Annotated in this window: 11 protein-coding genes; 3 read left to right on the top strand and 8 right to left on the bottom strand. The window is 57.3% G+C overall.

Features of this window, described 5'->3' with window-relative positions:
* Window positions 1-94: 94 nt before the first annotated feature.
* On the bottom strand, window positions 95-916 hold the full coding sequence (locus P3B99_009810; protein WYJ07486.1) for a hypothetical protein: 822 nt from the start codon (window positions 914-916) through the stop codon (window positions 95-97).
* A 171-nt stretch (window positions 917-1087) separates the two neighbouring features.
* Between P3B99_009810 and P3B99_009805 the strand changes: the two genes are divergently transcribed.
* The gene (locus P3B99_009805; protein WYJ07485.1) at window positions 1088-3235 is read left to right on the top strand and encodes a hypothetical protein; all 2148 of its coding nucleotides are present in this window, start codon (window positions 1088-1090) and stop codon (window positions 3233-3235) included.
* Window positions 3236-3360: 125 nt separating this feature from the next.
* Entirely contained in the window at window positions 3361-6177 is a 2817-nt protein-coding gene (locus tag P3B99_009800) for a hypothetical protein (GenBank protein WYJ07484.1), read from the top strand.
* An 85-nt stretch (window positions 6178-6262) separates the two neighbouring features.
* On the opposite strand, the gene P3B99_009795 is transcribed toward P3B99_009800, so the two are convergent.
* From P3B99_009795 to P3B99_009780, 4 genes are all read right to left on the bottom strand, one after another.
* A complete protein-coding gene (locus P3B99_009795) occupies window positions 6263-6994 on the bottom strand; it encodes a hypothetical protein (protein ID WYJ07483.1) in 732 nt (243 codons plus the stop codon).
* A 62-nt stretch (window positions 6995-7056) separates the two neighbouring features.
* On the bottom strand, window positions 7057-7920 hold the full coding sequence (locus tag P3B99_009790) for a helical backbone metal receptor (GenBank protein WYJ07482.1): 864 nt from the start codon (window positions 7918-7920) through the stop codon (window positions 7057-7059).
* Between the two features lie 2 nt (window positions 7921-7922).
* Window positions 7923-8642 (bottom strand): VC0807 family protein, encoded by a 720-nt coding sequence (locus tag P3B99_009785; protein ID WYJ07481.1) that lies wholly within the window; start codon window positions 8640-8642, stop codon window positions 7923-7925.
* On the bottom strand, window positions 8642-10414 hold the full coding sequence (locus tag P3B99_009780) for a glycosyltransferase family 39 protein (protein WYJ07480.1): 1773 nt from the start codon (window positions 10412-10414) through the stop codon (window positions 8642-8644). The genes P3B99_009785 and P3B99_009780 overlap by 1 nt, the downstream gene beginning before the upstream one ends.
* A gap of 106 nt (window positions 10415-10520) precedes the next feature.
* Between P3B99_009780 and P3B99_009775 the strand changes: the two genes are divergently transcribed.
* Window positions 10521-11189 (top strand): DUF374 domain-containing protein, encoded by a 669-nt coding sequence (locus tag P3B99_009775; GenBank protein ID WYJ07479.1) that lies wholly within the window; start codon window positions 10521-10523, stop codon window positions 11187-11189.
* A 154-nt stretch (window positions 11190-11343) separates the two neighbouring features.
* On the opposite strand, the gene P3B99_009770 is transcribed toward P3B99_009775, so the two are convergent.
* The 3 genes from P3B99_009770 to P3B99_009760 form a co-directional block, all read right to left on the bottom strand.
* Window positions 11344-11763, bottom strand: a complete 420-nt coding sequence (locus tag P3B99_009770) for an HAD-IA family hydrolase (protein WYJ07478.1) — start codon at window positions 11761-11763, stop codon at window positions 11344-11346.
* A gap of 26 nt (window positions 11764-11789) precedes the next feature.
* Window positions 11790-13445, bottom strand: coding sequence for a putative manganese-dependent inorganic diphosphatase (locus tag P3B99_009765; GenBank protein ID WYJ07477.1), 1656 nt, complete (start codon window positions 13443-13445; stop codon window positions 11790-11792).
* A gap of 104 nt (window positions 13446-13549) precedes the next feature.
* Window positions 13550-17125 carry a glycosyl hydrolase gene (locus P3B99_009760; GenBank protein WYJ07476.1) on the bottom strand — a complete coding sequence of 1192 codons (3576 nt, stop codon included), beginning with the start codon at window positions 17123-17125 and terminating at the stop codon, window positions 13550-13552.
* Window positions 17126-17128: the final 3 nt, after the last annotated feature.

Here is a 17128-nt window from a genome sequence, read left to right as displayed (position 1 = left end):
TACTCCCTCCTCCGCCAACGGCGGTTTTTCCCGCCGCAACGGGCACAAAAAAAAGCCGCTTTTACGCGGCTTTTTTTTGCGCCTGACTGCGCGATTAGAACTCGTAGCGGAGCTTTACAACAACCGCATGGTCGCGGGCGGAAGCTTCGCGGAAGAAGGAGTAGCCGTATTCTGCGACGGCAACCATGTTGTCGGCAAACTTCCAAGCAAATTCGGCGGAGGCAATCTGGCGGTATGAAGAACCCGCGTCCTCTTCGTTAAGCCAAGTGTACTTGGGCGTGAACGAGAAAACTTCGCAGAACGAAATTTCAACGCCCGCGCCGAGCGACCACAGGAACGCCAAGTTCTTGGCCGCGCCGTAGCTGCTGACATACGCGTACGAACCGCCCGCCGCGAAATCGCCGAAAGGCGTAATTACAACGTCTTCGCAAACGTCGAATCTGTAATAGGGGCGGAGGTTGAGAGGGAATGCGAAGCGGTACACATCGCTTTCGCTGTCCACGCTGATATAGTCGAACGAAAGCGGAACGAGGACGTTCAAGCCGTATTTGTCGTCGTCGAAGCTGAGGGCGTTGATGCTCAGTTCGAGCGCGCCGTTTGCGCCGAGCTTCTGGCGACCATCGATTTTATAGATATTGACTCCGCCGCCGATTGCCGCCCAGCTTTTGCCGAACTGCGTAAGATAGCTCTTGGAAGCCGCCTTTTGCGCGGCTGGGCACGACTTGCCGCACGCGGGCTTGTCGGCTACGACAACCGCAGGAGCCGTTGCTTCGGGGGCGGGCGCAACGACGGCGGGCTTCTGAGCCCTGATGTCGGCGGCGTTTACGCCCGAGAGGTCTCCCCTGTCGGACTTTTCGGCATTCGCCGCGGCCGAGAGAGCCGCGATGGACAGAATTGCAAGTATTGATTTTTTCATATTTTTTACGCTGTGTTTGTAGTTTGTTCGAGGATATTTTTATAAAGAACCCAACCGCAAAAAATTTCAAGCAAATTGCAATGCGAAATTTAATGTTCATGAACGGAGACGTGCATTTTTTATAGAATAATGTTCTTGAACGGGGACGTGTAATTTTTATAAAATCGGCGAATGGATAAATTTATTAAGCGGATTTTTGCGGCGGCGGCAGTCGTTCTCGCGGCGACGGCGGCGGCGGGCAAAATCGACAGGCGAGCGGTGGTCGAACGGCACAACGTGGAGACCGCCAAAACAAACCCGAAGTCGCCGGCGCAGGTCGGCAACGGCGAATTTGCGTACAACTTCGACATCACGGGCATGCAGACATTCGTTCCGTTCAACACGCTCGCGCACTGGGCGTGGCACATCGCGCCCGAACCGCGCGGCGGCGAAGATTTCGGGGGAGTGCCGTTCAAAGTCAAAGGCAAAACCGTGTTTCTGCCCGTGGACAGGGAGCCGCTAAAATATCCCCAGTGGCGGCGCGACTTCCCCGACTTCAAGCTCTCCGATGCGCAAAAGCGGCGGGCAAAGTGGCTTGCGCAAAATCCGTCGGCGTTCAACCTCGGAAGAATCGGGCTTGCGCTGACGCGGCGGGACGGCTCGGCGGCGGCGGAATCGGACATCGCAAACGCGCGGCAGAAGCTCGACCTCTTCGGCGGAATCGCGGAAAGCTCGTTCGAGCTTGACGGCGCGAAATTCGCCGTAAAAACGCTCTGCCGACAGGGCGACGACACCGTCGCTTTCGAAATAACGTCGGAGGCGTTCGAAAGCGGAAACGCAAAAGTGTTTTTCGAATTTCCGCGCCCGAACGCTAGCGGCTACCCGCTTTACGTCGGCAGCTGGGACAAGCCCGAACTCCACAGCACGAAAGCCGAAATCGCAGGAAACCGCGCCGAAATACTGCGCGAAATCGACGGACAAAAACACTTCATAACGGTGGTATGGAACGGCGAGGCGGAAATGTCAGTCGATCCCGAAAACCCGCATAAGCTAACGCTCGCGCCGTCGCAGGGGAAAATCGAAGTGTTCGCAAATTTCTCGAAGTCGGGCTTCGCAAAGGGAGGCTTCGGCTTCGCCGAATCAGCCGCAGAAAGCCGCCGCGTCTGGCAAAACTACTGGCTTTCGGGCGCGGCAATAGACCTCTCAAAAACCGCCGACCCCCGCGCCCGCGAAATCGAACGCCGCGCGGTGCTCTCGCAATACCTCATGCGGATAAATTCGGGAGGCTCGCTGCCGTCGCAGGAAAGCGGGCTGCTGTCGAACAGCTGGTACGGAAAATTCCACTACGAAATGATTTGGTGGCACAGCGTCCACTTCGGGCTGTGGGGGCGCGGCGAAATTGCGCAAAAGCAGTGGGAGGTTTTCGAAAAATACCTGCCGCAGGCGCGCGAACGCGCCAAGCGCGAGGGATACAGGGGCGCGAAGTGGAACAAGGCTACGGGCAATATTCCCGCCGAGTGGCCGCACCTAATCCACGCGACGCTGATTTGGCAGCAGCCGCACCCGATTTACTTTGCCGAGGAAATTTACAGGGCGAACCCGTCGGCGGAGACGCTCGAAAAATGGCGCGACACCGTTTTCGAAACGGCGGAATTTCTGGCGTCGTACCCGCGGAAAAACGGCGGCGTCTTCGAGCTTCCCCCGCCGCTTACGCCCGTGTCGGAAAACACAAACCCCTTCGAGACAAAAAACCCGACTTTCGAGCTTTCCTACTGGCGCTACGGGCTTGCGACCGCGCTCAAATGGAAGGAGAGGCTCGGCGAGGAAAAGCCGCGCGAATGGCTCGACGTTCTCGAAAAGCTCGCGCCCCTGCCGACCGAAAACGGGGTCTATGTCCTCCACGAAGGCGTAGAAAAAATGTGGGAGAAATTCAACTTCGAGCACCCCGCGCTAATCGGCGTTTTCGGCATGCTGCGCGGCGACGGCGCGGACGCAAAAACCGCTAAGGCGACGCTCGCAAAAATCCGCAAGCTCTGGAATTTCGACAGAGTCTGGGGCTGGGATTTCCCCATGCTCGCAATGGCGGCGGCGCGTACGGGCGACGCAAACACCGCGGTGGACTTCCTGCTCTATCCGTCCAAAAACTTCGAGTTCGACGAACACGGCGTAGCGACGGGCGGCCCATGCCCCTATTTCCCGTCGAACGGCGGCTTTCTGGCGGCTGTCGCCATGCTTGCGGGCGGCTGGGACGGCATGTCGGCGGAGGAATTTTCCGAAACGTCCCGCGCATTCCCGCGCGGCTGGAAAGTCGAGGCGGAGGGCTTCGGCAGATGCCAGTAGCGCAGCTTTGCGCAAAAAAACAACTTTCTAAACCGCAAAAATATATCGACACGGACGCCGGTTTTTGCAAAGCTTTTCAACGCCTACAAACACCGCTCCGAATTCAACAGAGAAACAACTTGCACATGACAAAAAAAATCCTTATTTGGACTGCCGCCGCAGCCATGCTTTCGGGCATTTCGACGGCGCACGCGCAGACAATATCAATCAGGAACGCAGTCAATTTCGGGCTGACCGACAACGGAATCAAGGGCGACGGCAGGGGCGGCTTCACCGACGACGGCGTGAACCTCTCGCCCGCCTACAAGGACGGAATAAACACGGTCTACGGAGAAAAGTTCGACCTTATCCGCCCAGAAAACAACAACGGCAAGGCGGTGCTGACTTTCGAATGCGAAAAGTCGAAAACGGGGCTGAGGGAAGTCGTGCTCGACTTGGACGGGCAGAACGTTGCGGGCGAGTCGCTGAACCTGCTGCACACCAGCACAAAGTCGCCCGACGTGCGCTACACGCGAATCGGAAAAATCGAAATAACATACGCCGACGGCAAAAAAAAGGAAATCCTGCTCGAATACGCAATCGACGTAATGAACGCCCTGCAACCGAAGGATAGAGCGAACGCAAAAGTCTGGCGTCCCTCCGACGCCTCCGCGCCCGCATACTATTTCAGCCGAATCAGAATAGAGCCGAAGCGGATTAAGTCGCTGAAACTCTCAACGTGCGGCATCGCGACGTGGGTCGTGGCGGGAATCTCGGTTTCGAAAAACTACCCCAAATTCGTGCCCTCCTCCGCGGAATGGGTCGAAACCGACATATCCGACATCGCAATCGCCAAAGGCAGCGCGCTCGACCTCTCCAAGAATTTCGACAGCGCCCCCGCCGGAAAATTCGGCAGGGTGATTGTCTCGAAGCGCGGCAAATTTGCGTTCGAAAAGAGGCCGAAAGCAAAGCTTAAATTCCACGGAACGGTATGGTACTTGGCGGGCGAGCGCGGCAAAGACGTTCGGGAGACAAAGGAAAACCTCAAAAAGCTCTGCCAAATAGCGAAACGCCAAGGCTACAACCTGCTGCGCTTCCACACGTCCGACTTCCTCTGCTCGACCGACCCCGCCAAGCTCGCCGAGGGCTTCGACCTCTACGACTACCTCATCTCCGAGGCGAAAAAGAACGGCATATACCTGAACCTGCTCATCGGCAACAACGTGTTCGACGAGTCTAAAAAAAGCTGGGACGCGAGGTTTTCAACAAAAATGAAAATGCTCATGGGCGACGAAAAAACCCGCAAAGACTGGGAGGCGCACGCACGCAAACAGCTCGAGCACATCAACCCCTATACGGGGCTTGCGTGGAAGGAAGACCCCGTTTTCATGGGCATGGAATTCTGGAACGAAATGGACCTCCTCTACGTCTTCCGCCTGCTCGACGCCGAAACCGTAGCCCTTGCGAATTCGGAGTTCGCAAAGTACGCCGAGGCAAAATACGGCACAGTCGAAAACATGAACGCGACGGGCAAATTCGCAAGAAAGGACTACAAAAAGTTCGGCGAAATCGACTTCGCCAACGAGTCCGAAACCTCCGAATGGGTCAATTTCTGCAAAATCAAAAACGACGAGTTCCGCAAATTCTGCGAAAAAGTGGTAAAAAACGACATCGGATACGACGGTCTGATTTACCAGTACAACTGCAACCGCACGCTAAACATGGCGTATATGAGCTCCGAAATCGCCGACTATTCCACGCTCAACGTCTACTTCAAGCACCCGTCGGACTTCACGCAGATTAACTCGCACGTCGGGCAGGAAAGCTCGCTGAGCGAGGCGTCGGGCTTCGCAAACACAATGCGCGCGGGCGTTGCGCGGAAAATCTCTGGCCGCCCGATTTGCCTTACCGAATACAACCACTGCCACTGGAACCAATACAAGCACGAGGGCGGACTTGTCTTCGGCGCGTACGCGGCATTGCAGGATTTCGACGGAATGATTGTCCACTGCGACGGCGTGAGAACGGGAGCGAAAAAAGGCAACGTGCTCGGGCCTTTCAGCGTGTCGAAATCGCCCGTGTTCAGGGCGAACGAATTTCTGACATACTGCCTGTTCATGCGCGGCGACGCAAAGAAATCGAAACACCGTGTCGAGCTTTTCTTCCCGAAAAACTACGTTGAAAACAACGCAAACATGTCGCGCTCGGCAAACGGGGCGCAGACGCGCATTGCGCTGCTTAGCGGCTTCTCGGTGAAATTCGAGGGGGCGCGGATTCCCGAAAAACTCGCGCACATAAAAATAAAAAAGCCCGACATGACAATGCTTCCCGTGGGGGCGTCGCTGACAAGCTCGGCGCAAAACTTCTCGTCGACGGGCGCGAGCATCGGCGAAAAATTCGACGAAGAGGCGTTCGTTATGCAAATGCGCAAAAACGGAATCCTCGACGAAAACAACTGCACGTCGCCGGCGGCGGGCGTGTACCACTCCGACACGAACCAGATTCTCCTCGACGCGAAAAAGGAGAGCATCTCCGCAATCACGCCGAAGACGGAGGCGGTGGCATTCAAGAAAGGCGTCGAAAATCTCGACGCCCTGACGGAAATTTCGTCCACCGTTCCGTGCGCGGTCGCGGCATGCTCGATGGACGGCTCGCCGCTTTCCGAAAGCAAGCGCATAGTCTTCATCTACAACACCGACAACATCAACGCCGACATAAACCTCGACGTCTACCGCACGGTGCTGCTCAAAAACCCCTCGCCGAACTCGAAAATCCTGATTAGGCGCGGCAAGATGTCGGCAAAGCTCAGAGTGCCCGCCGACGCAAAATACAAGATGTACGAGCTGAAATACAACGGCGAACGCAGGGCGGAAATCCCGCTTGCAAACGCGGACGGCGAGCTTTCGATAAACATCGACAACTCGAAAAATCCGTCTACGTTCTTCGAAATCGTAGCCGAATAAAAACGCCCCGCGCCCCACACGCGCGAACGCACAAACAAAAAAACGGACGCCGCAAAGCGTCCGTTTTTTTACGCCCGCCGCGCAATCAATAGCGCAACTGGTAGGCTTCGAGCATAAGCCCGCGAACCTCTTTTTCGGTAAGCCAAATCGGCTTTTTTGAAATGCCGAAAACGAGATATTCGCCGCTCTTTTTGTTGTAGCCGCCGATGAGCGCGCGCCCGAAAATCCGCCCCTGCGGGAACTTTTTCAACTCCGACTTGCGAAGCTCCCTGCCCCACTCGTCGATATCGGAAAAGTTTGCGCGCTTTGCGGAGCGCGGCAGGAAAATCTTGTCGTAGATATTGTCGCCGGGTTCCATTTTAAGCCACACGATGACGGGCGCGCCGTCGTCGATTTTCGAGTTTACGGAAGAACCGCTGACGGCGATTTTCTGCAACTGCATGTTGTATCTTCCGAGGTATTTTCCGATTCCCGCCATGATGTTTTTAATCGGAACAGAGCCTTTTTTGCCGCCGGTTTCGCGCAAAATCGCCTTGTCGAGCGCGGCGAAGTCCAAGTCGGGGTCAACATAGGAAAGGAAGACGAGCAGAGCCGAACCCACAAGCTCGGTGTTTTTAAGCTTCGAGAAATCGGCGTCGGGAAATGATTTCAAATAGACGTCGCCGTTGGGCGAAGTTCCCACGTTGTCCTTGAAACGCTGTTTCAGAGCCGCTTTTGCGGCAGCTCCGGATTTCGCGTCGGGCGCGGCAAAAGCCGCGGGGTTGAACAGAAGCGCGGCGGACGCCGCAACGAGAATTGCCGAAATCAATTTTTTCATATCAGTAAAAACGTTTGGGTTCTATGCGAACAAAAAAAGCTTCGGGCGCGGGAATGTCAACACTACTTTTCGGCGGTTGCCGCGCAAAACGCCCTCATTATGCGCAGCGCTTCGGCAAGTCGAACCGACGGTACAAGCACGCTCGAACTCGGCACAAAGCAGAGCATGCCGTTTTTGACGGCGGGAGTCGTGCGCCACACGGGGTCGGTCTTGTAGAATTTTTCGAGCCCCGCGCGGGAGTCTTCGCCGCCGCATTCGACAAACAGAATATCGGGGCGCGCCGCCAGCACGAATTCGCGCCCGACCTCCGCCCACGGACGCCCCGTTTTGTCGGCGCAGTTTTCAAGCCCGCAGGCGGCAAGCAGCCCGCCGGCGAACGAGCCTTTGCCCGCCGCCATTTTGTCGAACATGAACATCGCGCGACGCCCCCTCCCCGCGGGAGAGCCCGACTTCAACAGCATGTCGAAAGAGTCGGCCACTTTCTCCGCGGTCTCCGATGTCCCGAAAAGCCTGCCGAGCAAACGGAGATCGGCGGAAATGTTTTCCAGCCCCTCGCCGTTCAGAACGAAGCATTTTATGCCGAGCTTAGAGAGCCTGCGCTCCACGCGCGAATCGGCGGTCGTGGGGAGCAAGAAAATTTCGGGCTTTACGCTCAGGATTTTCTCGTAGTCGGGGTCGATATACCCGCCGAGTTTTATTTTGCCCTTTGCCTCTTCGGGATAGTCGCAGTAGCGCGAGTTTGCGACAAGGTATTTGCCCGCGCCCGCCGCGAAAATGTTTTGCGTTATTGCGGGAACAATAGTCGCCGCGCGGGGCGGGCCGGAGAATTCGAACTCGACTCCCCTTGCGTCCCTCACGGCGTACCCGAGGCACGCCGAGCACGCGCAGAACGCGGCGGCGGTGAAAAGAAACGCGCGGCGGAGCATTTTCAAGAATCCTTCGCCACCACGTCTTCAAGTTTCAGCCCAGTGCATTCGGTCAACGCCGAGAAGAATTTGCACATAGCCCAGACGAACACGACCATCGTAGGCAGCGCGATTACTGGAAACGACAACGCCGTCATTCTGCCGACCTCCGCGTTGAACTCCTCCGTTCCCGGGGGGCTTTTGAAAATCAGCGACGCCAGCGCGAAGTTCAACGCCGCGCTCAGCAGGAAAGACGCCGCCACGCGGAATGTCGCAGTGCGCAGAGACGCCTCGTACTTTCCGCGCATGCCCGACGCCTCGACCGCCGCGTCGATTTTCGCCACGTCCACGACGGAATCGTTTAGCATAATCATTTTCGCGAGCGGCTTTTTCGAAAACGCCGTCGCCAATACCGCCACGCCTATCGCGAGGGGGACGGCGGTTTCCTTTAAAATCATGCACTCGCGCGAAAGTTTCAGCAGCCCTATTCCGCCCGTGAGCACAACGCTCGCCATGCCTATAATCGAAAACACGTTCCACTTGCGGCGGCGGATTAAATCCCAAATTCCGTACGCGAGAGGGAACGCCAGCGCGAGGACGAAAATCAACACGTCGGCGTTGTCGGGCGGAGTCAGCCCGAACAGCCCGAAAATCGCCTTGCCCTTAATCAGCAGAACGCTCGGCGCGGCGATGTTAAAGCCGAGGTTCAGCCACACGTTTTCCTTTTTTTTGACCTTATCCATTATTTTCTAACCACCCTGTACAGTGCCATGTTCCGCGCCCGCGCAAGCTCCTCAAGCTCGACGCGCATTTCGGAGCGTATTTTGTCGAAGTCCCGCGCCATGCCCGCAATATACATGTTGCCCGATGTTTTCGCAAGAAGCGACGCAAGCTGCGAAGCGTCGGTTATGAAGCGCGGGCGGTTCTTTTCGCGCTCGCGCATGAAGCCGAATTTCTGCTCTTCGGGCGGAGTGCCGATTAGGTACACGGTCTGCCCCAGCCACACGGGGAAGTCCTGAAATTCGTTGTAGTGGTAGGCTATGACGTAGGTGTCGTCGGGGCGGCGAATGTCGGCGATTTTTTCGACGAGCGACTGCGCGCTCTCGCGCTGCAAAAACGTTCCGAGCGGGTTGAAGAAGAAAAGCAAAACGAATACTGTTGCAATCATCGACGCCCAGAACGCGCGTTCGCGGCGGATTTTCGACAAAACGAAAGTCGTGCATGCGGCAAGCACTGCCGCCATCAAAACGGCTACCGCAAGCATGTCGGGGGCGCGTTCCATAAGCTTGCCCTTGTGTTCGAGCACGAAGTACGCGACAATGGGAGCTACCGCCGCGACGTAGCCGAGGCAGACGTAGATTATCTTTACGGCTTTCGTCGAATACGCCTTCGGATTTCCCCAAACCTTCGCCAGCCACACGCCGATTATCACGCCGAAAGCGGGGTAAATCGGGACGATGTACGCGGGCAGTTTCGAGCTTGAAGTGGAGAAAAACGCGACGACGAAAAATATCCACATCGCAAAGAAAATCATTTCGGGATTTTCGCGGCGCAGTTTTCCGTAGCCGCCTTTGAGCGCATCACGAACCGCCTGCGGCAGTAGCACTACCCACGGAATAAGCCCCACGGGCGCGAGCACAAAAAACAGCCACCAGGGAGCTGCCCGCATGCTCGTTGCGGGATCGAGATAGCGCAGAAAATGCTCATGGATTATGTAGTACCAGAAAAAGCCCTGCCCCTCCCAATTTTTCGAGAAAATACCCTCGGCGGTTTCGAAGGGCGGGTTTGCGAGAGCCGCCAACACGTGCCACGGAACGGCAATCGCCGAAAACAGGACCGCGCCCGCCAAGCACCACCAAATGTCGGATACTTTCAGCATTTTGAAGAACGGAAGCACTCCCAGCGCGAGCGCGTAGAGGGAAATCGCTCCGCAGGGAATCAGCACGCCGATAAGCCCCTTCGTCATGACGGCAAGGGCGCACATCGCAAAGAACGAAAGAATCAGAACGCCGCGCCACACGCCCGAACGCTTCAATGCGACTATGAATGAAAACATCGCGGCGGAGATGAACACCGAAACCGCCATGTCGAGCGTGATGATTTCGCCAAGCGCAAAATAGAGCACGCTCGTTCCCGCGACAATCGCCGAAAACACGCCCGCACGGCGTCCGTAGAGGGCGCGGGCGGCGCAGTATGTAGCCAGAATCCCCAAAACCGCCACGAGCGAGTTGGGGGCGCGGAGCGACACCCGGTTCACGCCGAACGCCTTAATCGACGCCGCTTGAAGCCAGTAGAAAAGCGGCGGCTTGTAGAAATAAACCATGTCGTTGAGGCGCGGCGAAACGTAGTCGCCGTTGCGCACCATTTCGAGCGGAATTTCGCTGTACCTGCCCTCGTCGGGGCTTGCAAGCGGACGCATGAACGCCAAACCGAGGTAGAGCGCGGAAAACGCCGCCGCCAGAAGAACGATGTCTTTGAAAAAATTTTTGCGGGAAGAGCCGTCGATATTGTCCATGCGAAAAAACACAAAACATTTCCCCGCGCGGGGCAAGAAAAAACCCGCCCGCCCCGAAGCCTTTTGTGTTGAAAAAACGGCGATTCGCGCTTGAATGGAAAATCCGATGAAAGAAAAAAATCCCGACGTATACAACCCGACACTGCGGCACTACCTCGCAGTGTTTCCGCTTTTCGTGCTCGTGAGGTTGCTCCAATTTACGGTAAGGCTCGAAACGTCGGACGACGGCGCGCGGAAAATGTCCGCGCCCGAAAAGCTCGTAGGGGTTGCGTGGCACAGCCGCATTTTCTTTCTGTCGATGTGCAAGTACTACTACCGCGACAAAATCCCCATGAACGGGCTAGTCAGCGCGAGCCGCGACGGCGCGTACCTTTGCGCGTTTTTCAGGCTGATGAAAATAGGCGCGGTGCGGGGCTCGCACAAGCGGCGCGGCGCGCACGCAGTGATGGAGCTTGTGGAGTCGGTAAAAAACGGCGCGGACGTTTTCATTACGCCCGACGGCCCGCGCGGTCCCGCTAACCGCGCAAAGGAGGGCTTTCTGCTTGTGGCAAAGGAAAGCGGTGCCCGCATTCTTGCGCTGAAAATCACGCCGACGCGCTGCTGGCGAATCGGGAAGGCGTGGGACAAATTCATAATCCCCAAACCGTTTTCGACGGCTTGGGTAGAGACGCTCGAATTCAAAAACCACGCCGAGCTTGAACGCGCCGCCGCAGAGCGCGGCACGACGCCCGCCAAGCTGGTTGAGGACTTTTTAAACTCCGACAATATCGACTGACGCCAGCCCCGCGTTTTCCGCCGCGCCCCTCGCGCAAAATATCGGCAGACAAACGCGCAATGCGCCGACGGCAAACGCAAAAGAATTTCCGCACGCCGCGCGGCGAATGCGCGTAGAGCCTTGCGGGCGCGTTTTTCCGCGCCGACCGCCTACGCTAACGCGCTATCGAAAGAACGTCCGACGGGTGTTTGAATCTGAAATCCGCCTCTATTTCACCCGCGTTAGGGCGACCCCACTCCGCGAGGGCGAATTTCACGCCCGCGACACGGGCGCACGCGGCGTCGTATTTTGTGTCGCCGATGAACGCGATTTCGTCTGCCGACGCGCCGCTTAGCTTCAAGTAGGTCAGGAGCGGGTCGGGAAAGGGCTTCGGGCGGGGAGTGTCGCCGACGCAAACGGACACGCCGAAATGCCTGCCGATTCCGAGCGGAAGAAAGTCGTCGTCATACTCGCGGCGCGACTTCGACGTTACGATTCCCGCCCTGCACCCGCGCAGCTTCAATTCGCCGAGAAGCTCGCGAATGCCCGCAAAGCAGTCAACGCGGTCTTTGTAGAAGTCGAAGCGTTTTCCCACGCGGCGTTGGCGGCGGGCGGGGAGAATCAGTCGCGCAAAAGCGCGGCGAGGTAGGGAATGAGCTGTTTTTTGCGGCTTACGATTTTCGGAAGCTCGAAGACGCCGCGCTCGGTGTCGCGCACATAGTTGATTTTCGCCACCATGTCGTCGCCGCCGCTTACCATCAGAAGCGAGTCCTGCGTCATGACGTTCGTTACGAACAGCGCGGAGAAATACAGCCCGTTTTCCTTGCGGTACGCGTCGAGGGCGCGGCGGATTTCCTCCTTCTTTGCGTTGAAGTTCGCGAAGTCAAGCTCCTCGATTTGCGAGACCGAAAACGCCACGCCGCCCTCGTCGTACTTTTTGCAGTCGCTGGCGATAACATCGTCGGGATTGAGCGAAAGTATGACGCTGTCCGCCCCGAAGATGTAGTCGGCAAGCTCGCCGCCGTCGGTTTTCAAGATGCCGCAGAGGTATTCAAGCTCGGCGAAATCTTCATCTGTCGCGGTCGGGCTTTTGAGGTTGAGGGTGTCGCAGACAATGCCGCTACACAGAAGCCCCGCCGTGCGCTCCGACATTTTCACGCCGCTTTTACGGAACATTCCGCTGATGATTGTGCATGTCGAGCCGACGGGTTTGTTGAGGAAGAGAATCGGGCTGCGCGTCGGAGAGACGCCGAGCCTGTGGTGGTCTATAATCTCCACGATGTCCGACTCGTCCGCGCCCGTTACCGCCTGCGAAAGCTCGTTGTGGTCTACGAGCACGAGCTTCTGCTTGGATATTCCGAGCAGGTCGGGGTTCGAAAAAAGCCCTTCGAGCCGCCCGTCGTCGCCGCAGACGTAGATTGTCTTGCCGAAAAAGTCCTTTGCGCGCGCCGAGATTTTCGAGAGCAGGCAGTCGCTTTTGACGACCGCCGCGGGCTTGCGCATCATAGGAAGCGCGCGGGTCGCCATGCGGACAAGCAGGGCGGTGGTCGCGCTGTCGTACTGGCACGAGATTACGCTCACGCCGCGCGAACGCGCCATCTCGACGACAGCGGGGTCGATGTCGTAGCCGCCCGTGATGATGAGGGCGCGCACCCCCGTTTGAATCGCCTTAATTTGAATGTCGAATCTGTCGCCCACGACGATTAGGTTGCGCTCGGGGCTTGATTTTTCGGAATCGAGCACTCTGCCGAAAGTCGAGACTTCCATCGCGCCGATTCGCACGAACATCTCCTCTGTCTTGTCGGCGGAAAACGCGCAGCGGACGTCGGCGTTGAGAGTTTTAATGATGTCGTTAAGGGTCGCGCTGACGCGCCTGACATCGCGGGCGGAGTTGGGGTGCGGAATGAAAAATTCGCCCAAGTCGAACACCGAAACTTCGCCCTGCAAGACCGAATTTCCGTCTACGATGGGAATCGAGCGCAGGTCGTTTTTGTCTATCGCGCCCATTACCGAAAAACACGAAGAATCCATGCCCATTCGTATAAAATCGGTTTTCATGATATCCTTCGTGCGCAGGCGCACGTCGCCGACAAAGGGCGGAAGCTGCGCCCCGAAGCGTTTGAGCACTCTGTCTATGCGGGCGTTCGAGTTGCCGCAGCGCGCGGCGAGGAAACCGCCCTGCCCTATCGCCAGCTTGAAGTCGGCGTATGCTATCGCCGAGCAGATTGAGTCCACGTCGGGATTTTTGTGTCCGATGATGTAAGTGATGTCTTCCATGCAATAAAAATTTTCGTGTAATGTCGGGCGGAGAAATCGGCTTTCCCGCCCGAATGAAAAAACGGCGGCGGCGGATTTCCCCGCCGCCGCGCCGCGCGCGCGGGCTATTTTAGCGGAACGTAGTCGCGGGCGGAAACCGACGCGCCGTCGGTAAGCCCCGACTTTTTCAGCGGGGAATCCTTCGCCCAGGAGTTTGTCCAGTTCGAGAACGTGAAGCGTTTTGTCTCCGAAACGCTTTTGCCCTCCAACGACCATTTCTGCCAGCCCTCGTCGGGCTCGCGCTGGTCGCCTATAATGCGGTTTACCCAGAGGTTTGCGACTTTCACGGAAAGCGAATTTGCGCCGCTTTTTGCGAAGTCGGTAATGTCGCACTCAAACGGGGGCGTCCAGAGGGTCGTGGCTTTTTTACCGTTCAGCCAGACCTCCGCGACGTTGTAGACGCCGCCGAACGAAAGAATTATCCTGCGGTTTTTCTTGAAGAACTCCGCGGGAATTTCGACGTTTTTGGAATACAGCATCCCGCCCGAAAAATATTTTATGCCGTCGATTTCAGACTCCGAAAGCGACTGCAATTTTCCGAGCGCAATCGAGTCGGGCGCGCCCCTGTTTTTCTGGAATTCGACCTTCCAGTTTTCGGAGATGTCGCGCGGCGCGGGAATGTCGGAAACCGACACCGAGAACTTCGAGCCGTCCGAAAGCGAGCCCTCCGCCTTTGCGTTTTCGCGGAATTCGACGGAAAGCACGCCGTTTCTGTAAAGCGGGCGCACGGAGCTTTGCGGAGCGACGGAAATGAGGGCGACAGATTTTTCGGGGTATTCGCGCTCGAAAATTTCGCCGTCTTTCGAATACCTCACGCGGAGTTTTTTGGGCTTCATCGGGGCGGGGTCTTTGCCGAACGTTTCGTTCGAAACCGTAATTCCGCTCCCGATTTCCGCAGCGACTTTTCCGAGCACGTCGACGACCGAATTTCCGCTGCCGTATTTTGCCTCCAAAATTTTCACGGAAGCGGGCTTTTTAGCCGTGCCCGAAACCGTAAATTCCGAAACCGCCGCCGCCTTCCCGTCGGCGAAGACCACGAATTTCGGCTCGTTTGCGGCGAAGTCGAGCGGCATTTCCACATATTCGCCCCTGCGCGACCAACGCGCGGCGTTTTCGACAGACCCGTTTTCGGCGTTCCAAATTTGCGGAACTTTTCCGTCTTCCACCCTGAACGAAACCGTTTGCGAAACGGCGTCGGGAGCTGTGTTGTAGAGGTAGAAGATTTCGACGCCGCCGTCCACGCGCTTCAAGAAGTCGATGTTTCTGCCCTTGAAGTCGGGCTTCATGCCGACTGTCGAAACCGCCTTGAAAATGTCGCCCGTAGCGATGAGCCTGCCCCTGCCGATGCGGCGGAGCGGTTCGCCGTTGCCCCAAATTTCGGCGACGAGCGCGTCGAAGTCGGCTTGGCTGTCGGAGAGTGTGGGCGTTTCCCGCGGCTTGGCGGCGGCGACGGTCGCGCCGTCGGCTACGAGCCTGCGCAGGGCGCGGAGCTTTTTTACCGACATGTATTTGGAGTCGGGAATTGCGAGCATTCCGAACGACGCCCCGTTTTTGGCCGCCTTCACCCTGCCGTTTTCGACGAACAGAATTTCGCCCAAGTCGAACGGCGAGCATATCGCCGCGGAGTATCCCGCCGAGAAGAGTTTGCCCGATACCGAGTCGCCGTAGAACATGCTGTTCGGCGAGTTGAGCGGCGGCATTACGAGCACGTCGCCGGCGAGGACTCCGCGCTGCAAAAGCACCTGCGAACGCCCGATGTATTTAACCCATTCGCCGCCCATTTTCCACCATGTGTTCAGGCGGTTGAGGTGCGAGCCGTGCCTGCCAAGCCCAAGCCCCGGCCCCGCGTTGAACGGCTGGTGCACGTACGAGTGCATTATGAATTCGGACACGCCGCGCGACCACGCGCGGTCGCCGTAGAATTTGAGGTCGCGGGGGTCGTTCTGCCAGCGTCCCTCGTTGAACATCGTCGTAAAAGACTCCGCGCCCGCGCGGCTCTTCCCGTAGACGTTCGCCATTGAAAGCACCGCGCGGGACGGCGCTCTTGGCGACACCCAAAATTCCGTCGCGGGGAATTCTATGTGGCGTATGCCCCTAAGGTAGTCGAAAGGCCCGCCGTAGGATTCCGCTATCGAAATAAGCCCGTTTTTGCGGCAGAGTTCGCCGAAGTAATCGAAGTAGTTTTCGGCGAAAAGCTCGGCGACGGTAGTCTGCACGTCGAACGAAAATTTTGCGCATTCCTCCGGCGTGCCCACGGGACAGCCGACCATGACGGGCAGCCACGGAACAATGTCGTAGCCGCGCCGCGCCCTGAATTCTTCGGCGAAGTTTTCCGTCCAATTCTGCCCGCTGACTTCGTAGCTGTCGATTGTGGCGTTTTTGAGCATGCCGCCACAGTCTTCAATCATCTTCGCCATGTAGTGCGGCCAGTGGGCGTCAAGCCCGCGCTTAGAGAGCTTGTCGCACTCCAAGCCGAAGCATGTTGTGGGCTGGTTTTTCGCGCCTGTCGAGGTATAGCCTATGCGCAGAATTTTCCAATCTCCCGCGGGAAGCCCGGCGGAGAGCACGCCGTTTTTGAATTTGTCGGTAAGGACGAGCACTTTCGACTTGTCCGCGCCCGCCGCCTCGTTTCCGTTCGGCACCCAGTACGTGAAGGCCTTGCCCATCGAGACTTTGCGCGGGGCTTCGAAAATCATGGGGTCGGCGAGAAATTCAATGCTTTTTAAGTGCATGTCGCGCGGCGAAAACCAGTCGGGGAAGCCGACGTTGCGGAACGACACTTTGCAGAATTTGAAATCGCCCGCGTCTTTGAGCGAAAAATAGTGAGGTGCGCTCGAATCGGCAAACGACGCTATTTTCTCCGAAACGATTTTCCTGTAATTCTTGCCGTCCGCCGAAACCGAAATGTCAACCCCCACATATACGTGCAGGTCTTTGAAAACAAGCTTTGCCGTCTGCGCGTTGACGGGTTTCGGGAATTCGAGAACGTAGTCCGCCGAGCTGCCGCGCTCTTTCATCGGCAGGGCGATTACCCTGCCCGACAAGACTTTGCGCATGTCGGCGTCGGCGGAAGCAGGCGTCGGAAGTCTGCCGCCGCTCGGAATTGCGATTACTGCGATGTCGCGGTAGAAGCCGAATTTACTTTCGGGTTGCGGAAGTTTTACGGGAGATTCAAGCGGGGCTGTCGCGAAAGTTTCGGAGGCAACGACCATTTTCATGGAGTCTTCTGGCTTAATCCACGGGCCGCCCGAACTCGACCACCCGGGGCAGTTGTGCGTGCCGAGGGCTATTCCGCAACGTTTAGCCTCTTTGCCGAGGTGGCGCATAAGCCCGCGCCACTGCTCGTTGTCGAATTTAAGCTCGAAGCCGGGGATTTTCCCGTAGCTGCCGATTGCAAAAACGTGGGCGGTGGTGAAGCCGATGTCGCGCATCGCCTCGATGTCGGCGGTGATGCCCTCCTTCGTTGCGGCGTTTGTCGTGAAGTGGTACCACGTTTCGGCGCGGGAGGGCGCGGGCGGATTTTCGAAATCGCGTTTGAGCGCGTCGATTTCACCCCCTACGGCAAACGCGGAAACGAGCATTGCAGCGGAAATTGCGCAGACCCGCATGCTCTTGGAAATTAAACTTAACATAACCATCATAGA

It is taken from the genome of Opitutia bacterium KCR 482 (genome assembly GCA_029269845.2).
Classification (GTDB): Bacteria; Verrucomicrobiota; Verrucomicrobiia; order Opitutales; family Intestinicryptomonadaceae; genus Merdousia.
This window is presented reverse-complemented; position numbering and strand designations above follow the sequence as displayed.